We start from the raw sequence: 17654 nt of genomic DNA, 5'->3' as shown, positions 1-17654 counted from the left end.
CTCAGTTTCCTGCTGCGTCGTCATTGCGGATCACTAGTGAGCCGAACTCGTCGACCAAAATGTTGAAATTCGGTGGCACTACGGTCGTGGCGGTTTCTTCGACAATGATGGCTGGGCCGGTGAAGGCATGGCCGGCGGCGAGATCATCGCGTCGGACCACAATCGCGTCGTGCTCAACGTGGTCAAATATCACTTTGCGGATTTCATGCTTGAAACTTGTGGCGGTGGCAGCCGCGAATTGCGGTGCCTCTAGGCGGCCCAGATCCCCGACGGCCTTGGTACGTAATGTGACTACTTCGATCGGCGCACCGGGGGTGGCATGTCCGTAGCGGGCACTGTACATTTCCGCGAAGCGGGCCGCTAGGTTCTTCACGAAGCCGGGAGAATGCGGTTCGTCCGCGGAGGCCAGCGGCACGGTCAGCGTGAATTCCTGCGACTGGTACCGCACATCCACGGCGTGGGTTGCGACTCGATGCTCTGCGGTTACTCCTTCAGAGACCAGAGATGCCACAGCTTCGCTTTCCATACCGCCCAGGACGGCCGCCATGTCCGCAGTGTCGATATCAGCGTCGAGAGCAAAGTACGGCTCGACGAAATCTTTGCGGATATTGGTCTGCAGCATTCCCCAAGCCGAGAATGCGCCGGGGAACCGCGGCACAATGGTCTCCGGGATACCAAGTTCCTTGGCTAAGAACACAGCGTGCATCGGGCCGGCCCCGCCGAACGCCACCAGGGAGAAGTCTCGTGGTTCAATTCCGCGTGAAATGGTGATCGTACGGATGGCCTGGGCCATCTGGGAGTTGGCGACGTCGCAGATGCCTTCGGCCATCTCCAGCGGATCCAGGCTCAGCTGATCGCCCACCGTCTTGAGTGCATTGACTGCTGCCTGCTTGTCAAGGGCAACCTGACCACCGGCGAACCACTCCGGATCCACACGTCCCAGGACGAGATTGGCGTCAGTCACGGTCGGTTCGACACCGCCACGGCTGTAGCATGCCGGGCCGGGGGTGGCGCCTGCCGAACGTGGTCCCACTCGCAGGCCGCCGGCCTCAAGCCATGCCACAGATCCGCCGCCGGCTCCCACGGTGTGGATGTTGACTACGCTCATCAGCATTGGCAGGCCTTCGAGAACGGCCTCTGTTGAGACATCCGGCTTGCCATCCACTACAAGGGAGACGTCAAAGGACGTCCCGCCCATGTCGACACCGATCAAATTTCGGCGGCCGGAGACGGCAGCAAGCTCCACATCGCCCATCGCCCCACCCACAGGACCGGAGAGCAGCGTCTGCAGCGGACGCTTCCGTGCGGACTCTGCGGTGAGAACCCCGCCGGAGGACTGCATGATGTGCAGGGGAGCCTGGACACCGCGGGCGTCTAGCTGTTCCTCCAAGTTCTGCAGATAGTTGCGGACTACAGGACCGGTGTAAGCCTCTACGACTGCCGAGGAGGTACGCTCATATTCGCGCCATTCCTTGGCGGCCTCATGAGAGAGGGAGACAGCAAAATCTGCACCGAGTTCATCTAGCAAGATCTCGCGGGCACGTAGTTCGTGGGCCGGGTTCTTGTAACTGAATAGGAAAGCCACGGCGATCGCGCCGTACCCTTCCTTGGCTGCCCGGCGGGCGGCCTGGCGCAAGGCAACCTCGTTCAGCGGGCGAATTTCGTGGCCCTGGTCGTCGAGGCGTCCACCGATCCCAACCACGTCCTTGCGCTCCATGAGCGGTTCTGGCTTTCGATATTGGGCGTTGTACAGTTCCAGCCGGGGACCGCGGGCAATGTGGTAGGTGTCTTCGACGCCTGCTGTCGAGAGCAGCAATACGGGAACGCCCCGGCGTTCTAAGAATGCGTTCAATCCTTGGGTCGTGCCGTGCACCAAAAACTCAATATCCGACAGGTTGTCGACGATCGACTCTAAACCGGAAATGACCCCGTCGCTGAGGTTGGCTGGCGTTGTGGACGCTTTGGTGGCGGTGTAGGTGCCGGCTTCCTTGTCGTAGGCGACGATGTCTGTAAACGTCCCGCCGATGTCCATGGACACCCTGTAATTGGCCATGTGAGTCTCCTCATATTTTTGTAGGGATCTTGGAATGGAGATACCGTACAGTCCGGCGTGGGAGACAGGCAGGGCATTGTGCATCGAAAGAATTCATCCAATTGTTCATTCTGCACGATCGGCGCAACGTTCGCGCAGATCCCTACGCCCGCGGCTCTGCTGAATCGCGTGTCCTTAGGGTCGATACTGACGTCGGCGGACCTCGATGGTTTTTGTCAATCGGCGGAAGCCTAAGACCCAGTTTCGCGGCTGGTTTTTTCTGGCAGGAGCAATCAGGAGCACAGGGAGGCCAGGACACGAATGACGACGACGCTGAGGATCGGGCCGGAAGAAGTCCTGTCGCCAGATATTCGGCAGTTGCTGCAGGAACATCTTTCGGACATGCACTCCATCTCGCCGGCGGAGAGTGCGCACGCCCTCGACGTCGACGCGTTCTCCGCGCCCGGGATCGACTTCTGGACCGTGCGGGACGGACAGATGCTCCTCGGTTGTGGCGCGCTGAAGGAGCTCACGCCGACGGAAGGCGAGATCAAGTCCATGTGCACGGCTTCCGGCGCCCGCCGACGGGGAGTCGCCACTCTGATGTTGGCCCAGCTGCTCGAAGTTGCCCGTAGCCGCGGCTATGAGCGTGTCAGTCTCGAAACCGGCTCGGACGAATCGATTGCCCCGGCACGGCGGCTCTACCGCAGCCACGGCTTCATCGAATGTCCGCCGTTTGCCGACTACAGCCTGGATCCCCACAGCGTCTTCATGACCCTGTGTCCGGGCGCTTCACTGTCGTCGTAATTCCCGTAGTTACGGGTACTCAGCCGGCGTGGATGGCGGGCCGGCGGTCCGGATCCGGCTCGTTCTCGCGGATGATCTCGCGCACCACCGGGGCCGTGTCGCCCTGGCCGAGCAGCAGGTAGCGCATCAAGTGGGTGAGCGGATTGCCTTCCGACCATTCGAAGTAGGCGTGCGGCCGCACGCCGGTGGCATCGCGCAGCGCCAGCAGGATGGCGGCGATGGCGTTTGGCGCGGCGGGGCTCTTGACGCGCAGGATGCGGTGGCCGCCGACATCGGCGCCCCGGACATGGAGCGCGTCGCTGAAGCTTGACGGGTCGCTGACCTCGATCTCCAGGAACAGCACGTCCGCGCTTCCCGGCACCGGGTTAATGCTGCGCTGGGCGGCTTCCTTCTCCGCGTACTCCTGCTCGGTGGCCACGTGCGGCTTGTGCGCGATCAGGTTCAGCCGGTGATCGCGCGTCAGTGAATCCGTGATGAACCGCCGGGCCGTTTCGTCGAACTCGATCCGGTCGGCCCGCAGCTCGGTGGTCCGGGTGACCCGGGAAACCAGCGACACAACGATGATGCCGCCGATGAAGAAGGCGGAGATCATCAGCCCGTCCGGCTTTTCAATAATGTTGGCCACCAGGGCGTAAACCAGGACCGCGGACAGCACCGTAAAGGCCAGCCCCGCCCGTCTTTGCCGCCGTTGTACGGTGGAAATTGCGACGGCGACCGACGCCGAGACCATCATGGCCAGGATCCCCGTAGCGTAGGCGCCGGCCTGGGCATTGACGTCGGCGTTGAACGCGATGGTGATCAGGATGCTGACGCCGGTGTAGACCAGGACCACCGGCCGCACCGCACGGCTCCACTCCGGAGCCATGCCGTAGGAGGGCAGGTAGCGCGGGACGATGTTGATCAGGCCGGCCATGGCCGAGGCGCCCGCGAACCACAGGATCAGGATGCTGCTGATGTCGTACGCGGTGCCGAAGCCGTCGCCGAACCGTTCGTGCGCCAGGTAGGCCAGGGCGCGGCCGTTGGCCTCGCCGCCCTCCGCGAAGGCGTCGGCGGGGATCAGCAGGGTGGTGACGAAACTGCTGCCCAGCAGGTACACGCTCATGATGACGGCGGCGGCCGTGAGGAGCTTGCGGGTATTGCGGATCCGGGTGGCGAGCCGCTCCGCCGGAGTCCGGCCCTTCGCCGCGACCAGGGGCATCATGCTGACGCCGGTTTCGAAGCCGGAGAGCCCCAGGACCAGCAGCGGAAAGGCCAGCAGCGCCGGGAGCACCAAGCCGCCGAGGCCGCCCGGCGCCGTGGTGAGCGCGTCCGTCCAACCGGCGAGCACGCCCGGCGTCGTGAAGATCTCGAGCACGCCGGCGCCGATGATGACGGCGTTGAGCCCCAGAAAGACGGCAACAAGCGGGATGGCTACGGCCACGGCTTCGGTGAAGCCGAGCAGGAACACCCCGCCGAGGATGAGCAGCAGGACTATCGTCACGGGGACGGGGTGGCCGCGGAGCACCTCGGGTGCGTAGGGGTTTTCGATCAGGTGGACCGTCGCGTCGGCCGAGGACAGTGTGATGGTGATGATCCACGAGGTGGCGACGAAGCCCAGCAGGATCAGCACAAAGATCTTGCCCCGCCAGAACGGCAGCAGGTGCTCGAGCATCGCCACCGAACCTTGCCCGTGTGGGCTCGCCTTCGCCACCCGGCGGTACATCGGGAGCATGCCCAGCAGCGTCAGGGCCACGATCAGCAGCGTGGCCAGTGGCGAGAGCACACCCGCGGCCAGCGCCGCGATCGCCGGCAGGTAGGACAGCGTGGAGAAATAGTCCACCCCGGTCAGGCACATGACCTTCCACCACGGCTGCTGGGCGCCGTGGGTTTCCGGACTCGCCGGCCCGACCGGTTGGACAACGTGCGCGGTCAGCCAGCGTGAGACGCCGTGGGCCGGCTTGTGCTGCGGGCCCGGCCGGGGAACGCTTGCCGGTATGGAGTACTGAGTGGAAGTGGCCACTGTGATGCCTCTTTCTGGTCCGGATCCGGTGGGGATCCGGGGCAAAAGCCTACAACTGTACAACGCCGAAAAGGCCGGAATTCCGGGTTCAGGGGCGTTAAGAATTCATCAAAAATACGACGACGGCGCCAGTGGGTGGCTGGTCAGGCAGAATGGGCGCATGACGGACATCGTGCCGGAGTGCGAATGCGTGCTCGTCGGACTCAGCGGCGGTCCCGAGGGGCAGGCGCTTCTCCACCGGGCGGCACGGATCGTGGCCGGGAGGACAGGCAGCGAACTTCATGCCGTCCACGTCCGCCGGCCGGGCAAGGCAGGAACCGAATCGCCCAAGGAACTGGACCTGCAGCGCAAGCTGGTCGCGGACCTCGGCGGCACCTACCACACGGTCGGCGGCGGTGACCCGGCGCAGATCCTGCTCGACTTCGCCCGCAGCATCAATGCCACGCAGATTGTGGTGGGAGTGCCTCGCGGCATGTTCAGCCGGGGGACCGGCGCCAGGCTCGTCCGGGCTGCCGGGGAAATCGACGTGCATCTGGTCGCGCAGGAACACGGCGGCGGCAACAGGCCACCCCGCCGGCCAAATGACCTGGGCCGGCTGCGGTTGGTTGCCGGGTTCGTCCTGGCCGTGCTCCTGCCGCCCGCACTGCAGTACCTGCTGGGACATTGGCCGCATGACCATTTCGCCACCGATCTGCTTATCCAGTTGACCGGCACTATCGCCGTCGCGCTGCTGGGCGGCCTCTGGCCCGCCGTCACCACCGCGGTCCTGAGCAGCCTGATCGTGAACTACTTCGCCGTCCAGCCCGTGGGCAGCATGGACATCCGGGACCCGGAGAACATCCTCACGCTGCTGGTCTTCCTCGCCGTCGCGGTGGCTGTATCGCTGGTGGTCGGGCTTTCGGCGCGGCGAAGCAGGGAGGCCTCGGCGGCCGGGGCGGAGGCGGCGGCGCTGGGGGAGCTGAGCCGCAACGCGGTGGCCACCCAAGAGAGCGTGCCGGAATTCCTCGAACGCGTCCGCGAACATTTCCAGAGCGACGGAGCGGGGCTTTACGTCCGCAAAGATAACGACGGCGAACCGGACGCCTGGCACCCGGTCCACAGCACCGGCGTCGTACCTTCGAAACTCCAGGACGCGGACAACCTGGAACGTATGGACGCCACCCGGACGCTCGCGCTGAAGGGGCGGATCCTCACGCAGCGGGAGCGGCGCCTGCTGTCTGCGTTCGGTGCCCACCTGCTGGCCATGCTGCAGCGCGACCAGCTGATGGCCAGCCGCCGCGACGTGCAGCGTCTCGCGGAGGGAAACCAGATGCGCACCTCCATTCTCCGGGCGGTCTCGCACGATCTGCGCACGCCGCTGGCGGGCATCAAGCTGGCGGTGAGCAGCCTGCGCCAGGACGCGGTCCAGTTCCCGCCCGAGGAAGAGGCGGAACTGCTTGCCACCATCGAGGACTACACGGACCGGCTGGACTCGCTGGTGGGAAATCTGCTGGACATGTCGCGGATTACGGGGGACTCGATGGCGCCGCTGATCCGCCCGGTCCACTGGCAGGACGCCGTGGCCGACGCCCTGCGCGGGCTGCCGGCCGAGCACGTGCTGGTCGACCTGCCGGACAACATGCCGCCCGTCGACGCGGACCAAGGCATGCTCGAGCGTGTCATCGCCAACATTGTGGAGAACGCGCTGAAGTATGCCCGCGGATCGGACGTGCGGATCACCGGCCTGATCGGCGGCATGGGCAGCGCCACCGTCGACGGCCGCCCGGCCAGCGAACTGCGGATTATCGACGCCGGACAGGGGGTGCCGGCGGAACAAGTGATCAGCATGTTCCGGCCGTTCCAACGGCTCGACGACGCACCCGCCGGCACCGGGATCGGGCTCGGACTGGCCGTGGCCAAGGGCTTCACCGAAGCTATGGGGGGCAGGCTCCTGGCCGAGCACACACCCGGCGGCGGACTGACCATGGTCATCCAGCTGCCGCTCTCCACCGGCGTCTGAGCCAGTTGCGACACCGATGGCTGAGAGCGGATTTGGGCTACAGCTGTAGGTGCAGTCGCAGCGCGTCGTCGAGCTTCGCCATGACGTCGGCTGGAACGTGCCCTAGGACGGCGCCTACCCGCTCAACCGCGATCGAGCGGACCTGTTCGGCCTGCGCCTTGGAGTCCTGCCGCAGCCCGGTGGCGGCTGCGGAAAGCAGAGCCTGGAAGGGAAAAATCCGGTCGATATTGCTGGTGATCGGCACGATGGTGATCACCCCGCGGCCGAGCCTTGTCGCGACCGAGTTTGCGCGGTCGTTGCTGACGATTACTACGGGGCGTCGCTTGTTGGCTTCGCTTCCGCGGACAGGATCTAGATCGGCGAGACGGATCTCACCGCGCAGCATCGGCGATCCCGTCGGCCGCGGTCGAGTCCCACGTCGCGTGGTCTCCTGATGCCTCCCACTCGTTCCAAGCCGCCTCATAGTCCCGCTCCAGCTCCGGAAGGCGCAGCATTCCGACGGCGTGGTGTAACGCGGCTGACCTAGAGGCAAGGCCCTTTAAGCGAGCGAACTCATCGAGGATTGCGACGTCCTCAGCTGGCAGGCTGACACTGATTTTCATACCACAATACTACCCTAGTAGCACCGGGCGCACGGCTGCGTGACCGGCCGCGCTCGGCACCGACGACGCTCACTACGTCTGCGCCCGCCCCCGCGTTCGAATTCCATAAAGGATGGTGCCGACGCCGTCAGGAAAACATCAACACCGAACTTTGGGAGAGCTCTGCGGCGTTGACTTGAAGTGACGGGGCATGCACAGGGCGGGGGATACCCCATCCGGCAGGGCAGCCCGTCCGAACAGAGGGAGTTCCCGTGATGGAAGCGGAGTTGTGGCAGATCCTGTTGGTGCTGGCTGTGGGCGGAACGGCGCTGGTTCTCCTGTTCCGTTCGCTGCTCCGGTCAGGCACATGGTGGCGCTGAGCAGTTGGCTGCGCTGAGGGCGGCGAAACCAGTCCCGCCCTGACAGAATGGGCCCCAGCACAGCGCCCGGCAGGCACGGCAGAAGGAGCCTCATGACCAACGTGCTCATCGTCGACGACGAGCCGCAGATCCTTCGCGCCCTGCAGATCAACCTCAACGCCCGGGGCTACCAGACCTTTCCGGCGGCGGACGGTGCCTCCGCGCTGGACCAGGCAGCCAGGCATGCTGTCGACGTCGTAATTCTGGATTTGGGCCTGCCGGACATGGACGGCATCGACGTCATCCGCGGGCTGCGTGGCTGGACCGACGTGCCGATCATCATTCTCTCCGCGCGGCATGCCTCGGACGAGAAGGTGGACGCGCTGGACGCCGGCGCCGATGATTACGTCACCAAACCCTTCGACCTGAACGAGCTGCTTGCCCGTGTGCGTGCCGCCACCCGCCGGGTTGGAGGGGCACCGGAGAGCCCCACCGTGGAGACCGCCGATTTCGAGATCAGCCTGATCGACAAGCGCGTCACCCGCAACGGAGAGGCGGTCCGGCTGACGCCGATCGAATGGAACATTCTGGAACTGCTGGCGCGCAATCCCGGCCGGCTGATCTCCCAGCAGCAGGTCCTGACCCATGTATGGGGACCGGCGTACACCAAGGAAACCCAGTACCTGCGGGTGTACATCGCACAACTGCGCCGCAAGCTCGAACCGGATCCGGCAAAACCGCGCTACCTGCTCACGGAAGCAGGGATGGGTTACCGTTTCGAACCGGGTACCAGCTGACCTGAGGGACGCCGCGAGTGGAGGTGGCCTTACCTGCCTACAGTTATAGGAAATTATGTCCGAGTGTAATGAATCCCTATAGTCCATTAGCTTCTTATATAGACCAGCCCTGGGCTGGTCTCGCCCGGCGAGCGCCGCAGGCTTACGGAACACCCGGATCACATCTCCGCGGTGCTGGCCGTGCTACTCGGCTGGCTCAGGGCCGGGCGCGCAGGGCCGACCAGTCGTCCAGGGCGTAATACGTCTGCCGTTGGTAGACCAGCGGCGGGGCGAACGAGCCGCCGTCGAGAATCTGCAGGACCTGGGCGGCCAGAACGACGCCGGTTCCGGCCGGCATCCGGTCAAGGGGCTTGCACCGGAGCACTGCGCCGACGCCGCGGATGATGGGTTCGCCAGTGGGCGCGGTGTACCAGTCCATGTTGAACCCGAAGCGGTGCGAACCGGGCCGTGCGAACAGTTCGGCCAGCCCGCGGTTGGCGGTAGTAAGCAGGTGAACGGCAAGCGTTTCGCCTGCCAGCAGGGCGGCTCCGGATTCGCTGCCGGGCATGATCGAAACCGCGAGCACCGGAGGTTCGGCAGATACGGAAATCACGGAAGACGCGGTAATTCCTGCCGGCCCGTCCGGTCCGGCAGCGGTGACAATCGCTACCCCCGCGGGATGGGCGGCGAAAGCGGCGCGGAAGGCGGCGGCGAGACCCGGAGGCTGAGCGTCCTGCGGCATGGGCACCAAGGTTGCTCCTTCCTGCAGAGGGACCGACGGCGCGAAAGCACCTACCGCCCATGCTAGGACTGCTCAGTGCGCCACGCCAGAGGGCGGCGAGACAGCGTCGGAGATGACGCAAGCCCTACCCCTGCAACTGGTCCCCGTGTAACGTGACGGGAAAGCGCAGGTCCGACAGTAGGGCGGTTGATTTGTTGCTAACTCTTAGTGCGCGGGCGTCTCACAATGCGTACGACGGCGGACGCTGCCCTTCCGTCTCGATGCGATACCTTGGGCACTGATCATGGCTGATAACGCAGCCGCGCTCTTGCTCTTAGCCGATGGACGGCTGCCCGCCGGCGGCTACGCGCACTCCGGTGGCCTCGAAGCGACCATCCGCGCCGGACGCGTGCACGATGCCGACAGTCTGGAGAAGTTCCTGACCGGGAGGGCGGTCACCGCAGGCCTGGTAGCCGGCGCGTTCGCTGCCGCCGCATGCCATGCATCCACCAAGGGCGATCGAGTCCTCCTGCAAGAGCTGGACCCTGAGCTCGACGCCCGCATCCCGTCACCCGCCCTGCGCGCCGTCTCCCGCTCCCTGGGGCGCCAACTGCTTCGGGCAGCCACAGCCATCCGGCCGCACCCGCGCTTCAACGAACTTGACCGGACCGCGCATCAACCCATCGTGTTGGGCGTAGCGGCGGCAGCCTTTGATCTTGCCCCGCGGGATGCCGCGCTCGCTGTACTGCATGAAGCAGTGGCCGGGCCGGCAGTCGCCGCCGTCAAGCTGCTCAGTCTGGACCCGTTCAGCGCCCACGCCGCGCTGGCCCGCCTGACCCCCTTGTTGGACCAGTTGGCGAGCGAAGCAGCCAAACACGCGGACACGGCTCCGGCTGATCTTCCGTCCGCCGGTGCACCGCTGCTCGACATCGCCGCTGAACATCATGCGACAACGGATATGCGGCTTTTTGCCTCCTGAACAAACTCAGGGGGAGTACACGAATGCTAGAGAGAATGAGGAGGGCATTGTGCCGGAGAATCAGGAACCACGAACGCGCTCACTACGGCTCGGAGTCGCCGGTCCCGTAGGGACCGGGAAAAGCTCGGTCATCGCGACCCTGTGTCGAAACCTCGCGGGTGAACTGAACATCGGAGTCATCACCAACGATATCTACACCGATGAAGATGCCCGCTTTCTCCGGTCGGCGGGGGTCTTGCCCGCCGAACGGATCCGTGCGGTGGAGACCGGGGCCTGCCCCCATACCGCCATCCGCGATGACGTCACGATGAACCTGATGGCCGTCGAGGACCTGGAACAAGACTTCGCGCCGCTCGACATCGTGCTTGTCGAAAGCGGCGGCGACAATCTCACCGCCACCTTCTCGCCGGCCCTGGTCGACGCCCAGATCTTCGTGCTCGACGTCGCCGGCGGGGGAGATGTTGCCCGCAAGGGCGGCCCCGGAATCGCGCGCGCCGATCTGTTGGTGATCAACAAAATCGACTTGGCCGAATACGTGGACGTGGATGTGGAGCAGATGGTCAAGGACGCCACTGCCGCCCGCGAAGGGGCACCGGTCCTGGCACTGTCGCGGAAGCAGCAGGACACGGTGCAGCAGCTCTGCGCCTGGGTGCGCTGGATGCACAGCCAGCACGTAAACGGAAGCCACACACCCATTGATCCAGGTCCGATGGCCCCGCATTTCCACGCCGATGAGAGCGGCGAGGGCTATTTCCACAGCCACGACGACGACGGCGCCGCGGAGCCGGCCCACGAGCACAAATGATGGGGAGCAGAGGCAAGCTGCATCAGGCTGTACCTGATGGTTTGTATCCGCCCGTTTTCCCGGTTAGAGGTGAGCAGCAGGAAGATGTGTGCGTCGGACGGCGTCGAAGACGACATCGGTGAGCTTGCTGTGACGGGCGAAGACAGCCCGCTGGCGGTCTGATCCTGTTCCGGTGCGGACAATCCGGCTGGCCAAGTGTTTAATCGGTTCCAGGTCTCCGGTTTCGGCCAGTACCGGTCCTATGTGGTTGAACAAAGCGCCGATGGCTGATCTTGCCGGACACCGGCCGTTCCTCAGCGGATGGATCAGGTCATCAGTAACGGCAGACTTGTTTGCCCGCCAGGACGCCAGCCGCAGCAGCTCCGTCGGAACGGCAGGCGGTGGCCGGCCGTCAAGCCACTCCCGTGCCGCCGTCTCGACGAGGGCCCGGCACATCCCTGCCAGAGCTGCGGCATGGTCTGCTTCGAGGCAGACGTCCGCGACACGAATTTCCACGGTGGGCTGTCGTCGGCTGAGGCGGGCGTCGAAGTAGACCATTCCTTCGTCGAGCAGTACATCGCAGTCCAGGAGCACACGGACCAGACTGTGGTAGGCGGACGGAGACCCGAAAAGATCCGTGGGCCCTGCGGTGGGCCAGCGCTTCCAAACCTGGTAGCGGAAGCTGGCGTAGCCGCTGTCGGTGCCCTGCCAGTAAGGGGAGTTGCCGCTCAAAGCAAGCAGGATTGGTAGCCAGACCCGGATCCGGTCAAGGACTGCAACGGCTTCGTCGTCGGACGCAACGCCAACGTGGACATGGAAGCCGCAGGTGAGCTGCTCGCGCAGCGTCAGGCCGTAGCGGCCTTCCATCGCTAGATAGCGCGGGCGCCGGACCAACTGGGTCACAGCCGGCATTGGATAGGTGCCGAGCGCGACCGCCCTGGCCCCGAACCTCTTGGCCTGCCGGTCAGCCTCCGCCCTGCCGGCCCGCAAGCCTGCAGCCAGCTTCCGAAGGTCCCTGTACGGTGCGGATACGGCTTCAAGCTGTTCCTGCTTTAGCTCCGGGACGAGCGCACCCGCGTAGCCGCCCGCAGGGCCCTCAGCTCTGGGCGTTTTGGACCCGGAGCTTGGTTCTTCCCCGAGGAGCTGCTCGGAGACCGGGGCCAGTGCCCCTGTCTTCGCGTCCACCAGAAGCAGTTCTTCCTCGACGCCGAAGCTGCGCATGTCTTTAGTCTTCACCACCGGGGTTGTGTTTCGGAACTACTGCCTTTCTCCGAAGTCTGCGATCCAGTTCCTGAGCATCCGGGCGAGTGCTTCTCCGTCCTCCGCAGGCCACCAGTGGCCTGCGTCAACTTCAGAGATCTTCAGCTGCGTCACCCAGTCCTCCAACCCATCTACCAGATTCGGGGAAAGGAACGGATCCCGTCGGGGGACGATCACTTGCACCGGGACCAGGCAGTGGGCCGGCAGGGTCTGGTGGCGGTACCAGTTCGCTCTGTACAAGGCCAGCCCGCGGGCACCGTTGTCGCTGATGCTCCGGCCGGTCAGGTGTTCGTACCGGCGGGCCAGGAACGTCCGCCAAGCCAGCTCCGGCAGGACCGGCAGCTGGAACACCGCAACGTACCAGCTGCGCAATGCCTGGCCCGCTGCCTGCGGCCACAGAACGGGTCTGCGCATCCTGTCTTGGAACCAGCGGCGGAAGATGGCCCAGATCGGGGCCGGAAATGCTGGTGAAGCTCAGTATCCGTCCGTTGGCACGAGTGTCCCGGATCGCCGCCCAGCCCTGGATCGATCCGCAGTCGTGTCCTACGAGGTGCACGGCACCTGCGCCGGAGGCGTCGATCACGGCGAAGAGATCGTCAACCAGGACCGGCAGCCGGTAGGAGCTGCGGCGGTCAACAGCGGTCCTGGACGCCCCGGCATTCCGGGTGTCATAGGCGATGACATGGCAATCGTTGCTCAGCCCCGCGATAGCGGATGCGAAGACTCGGTGGTCATCCGGGTAGCCATGGATGAACAGGATGGCTGGGATCCCTGGTCCCGGCGGTGGGCCGTAGCTGTAGATGGACAGGGTCGCATCCTGTCGCATTATTGTCCCGCGGCGTTCTTCGGCCTCCATCGGCTTTCTCCCTGCCTGCGCCCATCACGTGCCTGAGAATTGGGTACCTTCCCATCCGGTATCAACGATTGGTACTTCCGCGTTTGGAACGTCAGAGCGTGGACACTTTGCTGTGCTTGTCTTTACCTGGACCCGTTTGGACTGATTCCGGCCGTTTGAGCCGGGCGAGGTAGTACAGGACTACCTCGGCAGCAACCCAGCCCCCGATGTTCATTGCGCCGCCGAGGTGACAGTCTCCTCGATCGTAATAATAAGCAATCTTACTAATAAGCCAGGGTAGTAGAGAGACTTCGCGACCCGCTGCGTCATTGCACGCGAGCTGAGGGACGTGGCCGCATGATTAACATCATGGGGAAAACAGCCAACAGATTCGGCTACGCCGCCCTGGCGCTACTCGCGCTGGGCGCCGCAGCCACGGGGCACATGATCGTGCAGGAAATGGGCGAAGCCCTTGCCGGACTGTGGACCGCTGCCGACGATGAAGCGACTGCCGCGCGTCCTTCCGACTGAGTCAGCTCAACCCAAATACTCATCAGCTAGCCAAGGGTGCCACAGGTATCCTTGATAGATGAGTGCCGTAGCCCCGTCCACCGTCACTTTTGGCGGCCGCTTCGCCCGTGAACTGACAGAACTGGCCATTCCGTGGCAGGCCGAGGAAGCTCCCGACCCGCAGCTGCTCGTGCTCAACGAGCCGCTGGCCACGGAGCTGGGCTTCGACCCGGCGTCATTGCGGGGCGCCGAGGGCCTGCGGCTGCTGATCGGTAACGCGGTCCCCGAGGGTGCCACTCCGGTGGCGCAGGGATATGCCGGGCATCAGTTCGGCTTCTACTCGCCGCGTCTGGGCGACGGACGCGCACTCCTGCTCGGTGAAATTGCCGACGCCGACGGCGGCCTTCGGGACATCCACCTCAAGGGTTCCGGACGCACGCCGTTCGCCCGCGGTGGCGACGGTCTGGCCACGGTCGGTCCGATGCTGCGCGAGTACGTGGTCAGCGAGGCGATGCACGCCCTGGGCATCCCCACCACCCGTTCGCTCGCCGTGGTCGCGACGGGGCGGCCGGTGCGCCGCGAGACGCAGCTGCCGGGAGCCGTGCTCACCCGCGTGGCCAGCAGCCATCTGCGTGTAGGCAGCTTCCAATACGCCCGGGCAATGAACGACGACGACCTGCTGCGCCGGCTGGCCGATCATGCGATCGCACGCCACCATCCCGCTGCGGCCGAGGCCGAGCACCCCTACCTCGCCCTGTTCCACGCGGTGGTCGCCGCCCAGGCATCGCTGGTGGCCCAGTGGATGCTGGTGGGTTTCATCCATGGAGTCATGAACACCGACAACATGACCATTTCGGGGGAGACCATCGACTACGGGCCGTGCGCCTTTATGGACGCCTTCGATCCGGCCACGGTCTACAGCTCGATCGACGAAAACGGCCGCTACGCCTACGGCAACCAGCCGCTGGTGGCGGAGTGGAACCTGGCCCGTCTCGCGGAGGCTCTGTTGCCTCTCTTTCACCAGGACCAGGAACAGGCCGTCGCGCTCGCGCAGGAAGCGCTCGGCGCCTTCCATGGTCAGTACAGCGCCGCCTGGCTGTCCGGCATGAAAGCCAAACTCGGTCTGCCCGCCGGCGTTGACGACGAAGCCGCATCGACGCTGACGAACGAACTGTTCACCCTCCTGCAGGAAGGCAAGGTCGACTACACCGCCTTCTTCCGGAGGCTCGGCCCCGCGGCCCGTGGCGACGCCGAGCCCGTGCGCTCCATGTTCCTTAACCCGGCAGCCTTCGATGCCTGGACCGAGCGCTGGCGCGCGCTGGATCCGGACGCGGACCTGATGGACCGGACCAACCCCGCCTATATTCCCCGCAACCACCTCGTTGAGGAGGCCCTCGCCGCCGCCGTCGAAGACGACCTGGAGCCGTTCAACCAGCTCCTGGCCGCGGTGACCGCACCTTACGAAGAACGCCATGGCCTCGAGCGGTACGCTACCGCAGCCCCCGAGAGCTTCGGCCCCTACCGGACCTTCTGCGGAACCTGAGACGCCTCTGCTTCCCTGACGGACAAGGCTTGAAAGCGGTGATCTAATGGTGGAAGCTGGTAAGCACACTTAGCACCTTTGGGGAAACTGCCATCCGGATTTCAGCCATAAAGGAGCAGGACCATGACCCCCACACCCAAGCAACCCATCACCGATGACAGCATCAAGGTCCGCCAACTCAGCCACTACCAGTTCACCTGGGTAGCCGGTGAGCCAGGCAAGCCGGGAACCTGGACCCTTCAGCTCGTCCTGGATCAGGGCGCATGGGAAGAAGTGCTGACCATCGACGCTGACGACGCCGACAACCTGCAGGATATGCTCTCAACCGCAGAGACCGTGTACTACGACATCGGCCGCAAGACCCTCATGTTCGGCACCACCAAGGCCGGCCACCACTAGGCAACAAACGAGGGCCTCGGCGAATGCGTGGTGGAAAACTTCCGGAACCGACAACCGGCCACGTGGTTCTGCTCGGCGACTCCATCTTCGACAACAAGGCCTACGTTGGCGGCGGTCCCGACGTCGTCAATCAGTTGCGCGGTGAGCTTCCGCCAACGTGGCAGGCTGCCCTCCTGGCAATCGACGGGGACGTCATCTCAGGCGTGCCGCGGCAGCTTCGTTCCCTGCCGCGCGGCGCGACCCACCTGGTGGTCAGCGCCGGCGGGAACGACGCGCTGGGGTTCGCCTACCTGCTGCAGTCTCCCGCGAGCTCCGTAGCGGAAGTCCTTCGGTGGTTCGGTGATGCGCAGGACCGGTTCGCCACAGATTACGAAGCCATGGCGGAAGCAGTCGCGGCTACTGGGCTGCCCGCTGCGGTCTGCACAATCTATGACACTCCCGCCTCGGGGCCCGATTACCGGATCATCAGGACCGCCGCGGCCTTCTTCAACGACTGCATCACCCGGGCAGCCTTCGCCCGCGGCCTATCGCTGATCGACCTGCGCCTGATCTGCAACCAGGACGGGGACTACGCCAACGCCATCGAGCCGTCGGCGCAGGGCGGCGCCAAAATCGCCCGGGCTATTGCCGCCGTCGTCGTCGAACTTCGTCAAGGTTCCACCGCTTCCGCCGTCATCGCCCGCCACCCGGCCTGGTGAGGTTTAGACAGAGAACGACGACGGCGGGGGCTATCCGGGCGAAGACCAGTGGGCTTTCAAGCGCTCCATGCCTTCTTCGGGAGTCATGGCCGCAACTTCCTCTTCTGTGAGTCCAACTTGATGGATGAGGGGATCGGCCACCCATGCCGGAAGGGGCTCCGGAAGGTCTGGTTCAGGCGTGGGCTCGATTCACTCTCCAGACGATGCGCCAGTCCCGGTCTCCGACTGCGAGCTTGCGGAACCCGATAAGACTCCCAAGCAAGGGCTCACCAGCATGTGCTGGCCGCTCCAGCAGCAACATCTTCTTGAAGGCCCATCGGACGATCTGCGGGTCTTTCTTTTGCAAGCGGCGGAGATCGGCGATGGCATCATCGGTCAGCCGGACGACGGCGGTACTTGCATGCTCCTGCGCAGACGGTTCCTGCTGACTCACGGTCTACCGGCGGCCAGGTCTGCTTCCAGCTCAGCCTCCAGCTCGGCGCGCTCAAGTCCGAAGGCTTCCATTGCGTTGTCGAGGGTAGTCCGTACACCGGTGTCGGTCGCGGCGCGGACAACGACGAGGGCAGCATCGCGCAGCTCTCCTTCCAGTTCGCGGAGCCGATCAAGCTGACGTGCGCTAACGACTGCTGCCACGGGACGGCCATGCCGGGCAACAACTACATTTTCTCCGGCCTCAGCATCCTTGATAAGCCCGGCGATGCCCCGTCTGGATGCCTCAGAAACGGAAATGGAAGGGGAGTGGGCAAGATTGGGAAGAGCCATGATTAAAGTGTGCAGATTTCTACACGGAACGCTAGGGCCGGTTTGATCGTGCCGCTCTTAGGAAGCCCATGATCACGGTGCCCGGGCCTGCGAATCAGCCCATTGTGTGCCGGTTATTTGGCGTCTATTCTGAACCCACGGGTAGGAGCGCGCCATGGAATTCACCCTTTTCGTCATCGTCTTCGTACTGACTTTCACGCCGTTTGTGGCGCTGGTTTTCGGACCCAATCTAAGGACAGACAGACCCGTTGTACGGCCCCGCCGCTCCGCTTCCGGAGTGGCGGCTTCGCACAGGGGTAGGCGGAAGATCATCCCGGCAGGCGCCGGGCTTCCACTCCTGCCGCCTCCGTCCGGTGCGGGCGGAGGAACCAGGGCGCCAGCGCGGCTGCGGCCAGCCCGGTGGGCCGTACGACCGAGGTTCCGCCGTGGTCCAGGACGTGCCGCAGGTCCGCGATGAACGGAAGCACTCGAACCATGACTAACGACGACGGCGGGGGCGGCTGAGCCGGGACTTCCTAGGAGCGTGGGTCAATAGCGTTTTATCGGATCCGAAAGTGATTGTTCCTTGATCGGTTGGATGTGAAGTCTGTGCTGCGACTTCGGGGCTCGA

Annotated in this window: 19 protein-coding genes and 1 pseudogene; 9 read left to right on the top strand and 11 right to left on the bottom strand. The window is 64.7% G+C overall.

From position 1 onward, the window contains the following. Window position 1: 1 nt before the first annotated feature. Window positions 2–2053 carry a hydantoinase/oxoprolinase family protein gene (locus tag B0G38_RS07520; RefSeq protein ID WP_264668860.1) on the bottom strand — a complete coding sequence of 684 codons (2052 nt, stop codon included), beginning with the start codon at window positions 2051–2053 and terminating at the stop codon, window positions 2–4. 300 nt (window positions 2054–2353) lie between these two features. Between B0G38_RS07520 and B0G38_RS07515 the strand changes: the two genes are divergently transcribed. Beyond that, window positions 2354–2839 (top strand): GNAT family N-acetyltransferase, encoded by a 486-nt coding sequence (locus B0G38_RS07515; protein ID WP_264668859.1) that lies wholly within the window; start codon window positions 2354–2356, stop codon window positions 2837–2839. Between the two features lie 19 nt (window positions 2840–2858). On the opposite strand, the gene B0G38_RS07510 is transcribed toward B0G38_RS07515, so the two are convergent. Next, window positions 2859–4838 (bottom strand): APC family permease, encoded by a 1980-nt coding sequence (locus tag B0G38_RS07510; RefSeq protein WP_264668858.1) that lies wholly within the window; start codon window positions 4836–4838, stop codon window positions 2859–2861. A 160-nt stretch (window positions 4839–4998) separates the two neighbouring features. Between B0G38_RS07510 and B0G38_RS07505 the strand changes: the two genes are divergently transcribed. Continuing rightward, on the top strand, window positions 4999–6837 hold the full coding sequence (locus tag B0G38_RS07505) for a DUF4118 domain-containing protein (protein ID WP_264668857.1): 1839 nt from the start codon (window positions 4999–5001) through the stop codon (window positions 6835–6837). A gap of 37 nt (window positions 6838–6874) precedes the next feature. Here the strand turns inward: B0G38_RS07505 and B0G38_RS07500 are convergent, their stop codons facing one another. Both B0G38_RS07500 and B0G38_RS07495 read right to left on the bottom strand, forming a co-directional pair. After that, window positions 6875–7222, bottom strand: a complete 348-nt coding sequence (locus B0G38_RS07500; RefSeq protein WP_264668856.1) for a type II toxin-antitoxin system PemK/MazF family toxin — start codon at window positions 7220–7222, stop codon at window positions 6875–6877. Continuing rightward, the gene (locus tag B0G38_RS07495) at window positions 7209–7439 is read right to left on the bottom strand and encodes a ribbon-helix-helix domain-containing protein (protein WP_264668855.1); all 231 of its coding nucleotides are present in this window, start codon (window positions 7437–7439) and stop codon (window positions 7209–7211) included. The genes B0G38_RS07500 and B0G38_RS07495 overlap by 14 nt, the downstream gene beginning before the upstream one ends. Before the next feature lie 451 nt (window positions 7440–7890). Here B0G38_RS07495 and B0G38_RS07490 point away from each other — a divergent pair, with 451 nt between their 5' ends. Continuing rightward, the gene (locus B0G38_RS07490; protein ID WP_264668854.1) at window positions 7891–8574 is read left to right on the top strand and encodes a response regulator; all 684 of its coding nucleotides are present in this window, start codon (window positions 7891–7893) and stop codon (window positions 8572–8574) included. A gap of 196 nt (window positions 8575–8770) precedes the next feature. On the opposite strand, the gene B0G38_RS07485 is transcribed toward B0G38_RS07490, so the two are convergent. Beyond that, the gene (locus B0G38_RS07485; protein WP_264668853.1) at window positions 8771–9295 is read right to left on the bottom strand and encodes a flavin reductase family protein; all 525 of its coding nucleotides are present in this window, start codon (window positions 9293–9295) and stop codon (window positions 8771–8773) included. A gap of 283 nt (window positions 9296–9578) precedes the next feature. Between B0G38_RS07485 and B0G38_RS07480 the strand changes: the two genes are divergently transcribed. Continuing rightward, window positions 9579–10253, top strand: coding sequence for an urease accessory protein UreF (locus B0G38_RS07480; protein ID WP_264668852.1), 675 nt, complete (start codon window positions 9579–9581; stop codon window positions 10251–10253). 49 nt (window positions 10254–10302) lie between these two features. Next, complete coding sequence (gene ureG / locus B0G38_RS07475) at window positions 10303–11058, top strand: urease accessory protein UreG (RefSeq protein WP_264668851.1); 756 nt, start codon at window positions 10303–10305, stop codon at window positions 11056–11058. Between the two features lie 63 nt (window positions 11059–11121). Here ureG and B0G38_RS07470 read toward each other — a convergent pair whose 3' ends face one another. The 3 genes and pseudogenes from B0G38_RS07470 to B0G38_RS07460 all read right to left on the bottom strand — a co-directional run. After that, window positions 11122–12276 carry a glutamate--cysteine ligase gene (locus B0G38_RS07470; RefSeq protein ID WP_264668850.1) on the bottom strand — a complete coding sequence of 385 codons (1155 nt, stop codon included), beginning with the start codon at window positions 12274–12276 and terminating at the stop codon, window positions 11122–11124. Between the two features lie 18 nt (window positions 12277–12294). Then, window positions 12295–12711 carry an alpha/beta hydrolase gene (locus B0G38_RS07465; protein WP_264669095.1) on the bottom strand — a complete coding sequence of 139 codons (417 nt, stop codon included), beginning with the start codon at window positions 12709–12711 and terminating at the stop codon, window positions 12295–12297. Window positions 12712–12769: 58 nt separating this feature from the next. Further along, window positions 12770–13123: pseudogene (locus tag B0G38_RS07460) on the bottom strand (alpha/beta fold hydrolase); the annotation flags it as partial. Window positions 13124–13501: 378 nt separating this feature from the next. On the opposite strand from B0G38_RS07460, the gene B0G38_RS07455 reads away from it, so the two are divergent. The 4 genes from B0G38_RS07455 to B0G38_RS07440 all read left to right on the top strand — a co-directional run bounded on the left by B0G38_RS07455 (window position 13502) and on the right by B0G38_RS07440 (window position 16282). Further along, entirely contained in the window at window positions 13502–13663 is a 162-nt protein-coding gene (locus B0G38_RS07455; protein ID WP_264668849.1) for a hypothetical protein, read from the top strand. Between the two features lie 58 nt (window positions 13664–13721). Next, complete coding sequence (locus B0G38_RS07450; RefSeq protein WP_264668848.1) at window positions 13722–15185, top strand: protein adenylyltransferase SelO; 1464 nt, start codon at window positions 13722–13724, stop codon at window positions 15183–15185. Window positions 15186–15308: 123 nt separating this feature from the next. Then, the gene (locus tag B0G38_RS07445; RefSeq protein ID WP_264668847.1) at window positions 15309–15584 is read left to right on the top strand and encodes a hypothetical protein; all 276 of its coding nucleotides are present in this window, start codon (window positions 15309–15311) and stop codon (window positions 15582–15584) included. Between the two features lie 23 nt (window positions 15585–15607). Beyond that, window positions 15608–16282 carry an SGNH/GDSL hydrolase family protein gene (locus B0G38_RS07440; protein ID WP_264668846.1) on the top strand — a complete coding sequence of 225 codons (675 nt, stop codon included), beginning with the start codon at window positions 15608–15610 and terminating at the stop codon, window positions 16280–16282. Window positions 16283–16454: 172 nt separating this feature from the next. Here B0G38_RS07440 and B0G38_RS07435 read toward each other — a convergent pair whose 3' ends face one another. From B0G38_RS07435 to B0G38_RS07425, 3 genes are all read right to left on the bottom strand, one after another. After that, window positions 16455–16715 carry a type II toxin-antitoxin system RelE family toxin gene (locus tag B0G38_RS07435; protein ID WP_264668845.1) on the bottom strand — a complete coding sequence of 87 codons (261 nt, stop codon included), beginning with the start codon at window positions 16713–16715 and terminating at the stop codon, window positions 16455–16457. Next, window positions 16712–17044 carry a type II toxin-antitoxin system Phd/YefM family antitoxin gene (locus B0G38_RS07430; RefSeq protein WP_264668844.1) on the bottom strand — a complete coding sequence of 111 codons (333 nt, stop codon included), beginning with the start codon at window positions 17042–17044 and terminating at the stop codon, window positions 16712–16714. The genes B0G38_RS07435 and B0G38_RS07430 overlap by 4 nt, the downstream gene beginning before the upstream one ends. 308 nt (window positions 17045–17352) lie before the next feature. Continuing rightward, window positions 17353–17511, bottom strand: a complete 159-nt coding sequence (locus B0G38_RS07425; protein WP_264668843.1) for a hypothetical protein — start codon at window positions 17509–17511, stop codon at window positions 17353–17355. Window positions 17512–17654 lie beyond the last annotated feature (143 nt).

This window comes from Crystallibacter permensis, from assembly GCF_025960875.1.
GTDB lineage: Bacteria > Actinomycetota > Actinomycetes > Actinomycetales > Micrococcaceae > Crystallibacter > Crystallibacter permensis.
This window is presented reverse-complemented; position numbering and strand designations above follow the sequence as displayed.

Bases quoted from the DNA above. Each gene is read 5' to 3' on its own strand.
- B0G38_RS07520 (WP_264668860.1), bottom strand. From the start codon at position 2,053: ATGGCCAATTACAGGGTGTCCATGGACATCGGCGGGACGTTTACAGAC.
- B0G38_RS07515 (WP_264668859.1), top strand. From the start codon at position 2,354: ATGACGACGACGCTGAGGATCGGGCCGGAAGAAGTCCTGTCGCCAGAT.
- B0G38_RS07505 (WP_264668857.1), top strand. From the start codon at position 4,999: ATGACGGACATCGTGCCGGAGTGCGAATGCGTGCTCGTCGGACTCAGC.
- B0G38_RS07500 (WP_264668856.1), bottom strand. From the start codon at position 7,222: ATGCTGCGCGGTGAGATCCGTCTCGCCGATCTAGATCCTGTCCGCGGA.
- B0G38_RS07495 (WP_264668855.1), bottom strand. From the start codon at position 7,439: ATGAAAATCAGTGTCAGCCTGCCAGCTGAGGACGTCGCAATCCTCGAT.
- B0G38_RS07490 (WP_264668854.1), top strand. From the start codon at position 7,891: ATGACCAACGTGCTCATCGTCGACGACGAGCCGCAGATCCTTCGCGCC.
- B0G38_RS07485 (WP_264668853.1), bottom strand. From the start codon at position 9,295: ATGCCGCAGGACGCTCAGCCTCCGGGTCTCGCCGCCGCCTTCCGCGCC.
- B0G38_RS07480 (WP_264668852.1), top strand. From the start codon at position 9,579: ATGGCTGATAACGCAGCCGCGCTCTTGCTCTTAGCCGATGGACGGCTG.
- B0G38_RS07465 (WP_264669095.1), bottom strand. From the start codon at position 12,711: ATGCGCAGACCCGTTCTGTGGCCGCAGGCAGCGGGCCAGGCATTGCGC.
- B0G38_RS07455 (WP_264668849.1), top strand. From the start codon at position 13,502: ATGGGGAAAACAGCCAACAGATTCGGCTACGCCGCCCTGGCGCTACTC.
- B0G38_RS07450 (WP_264668848.1), top strand. From the start codon at position 13,722: ATGAGTGCCGTAGCCCCGTCCACCGTCACTTTTGGCGGCCGCTTCGCC.
- B0G38_RS07445 (WP_264668847.1), top strand. From the start codon at position 15,309: ATGACCCCCACACCCAAGCAACCCATCACCGATGACAGCATCAAGGTC.
- B0G38_RS07440 (WP_264668846.1), top strand. From the start codon at position 15,608: ATGCGTGGTGGAAAACTTCCGGAACCGACAACCGGCCACGTGGTTCTG.
- B0G38_RS07430 (WP_264668844.1), bottom strand. From the start codon at position 17,044: ATGGCTCTTCCCAATCTTGCCCACTCCCCTTCCATTTCCGTTTCTGAG.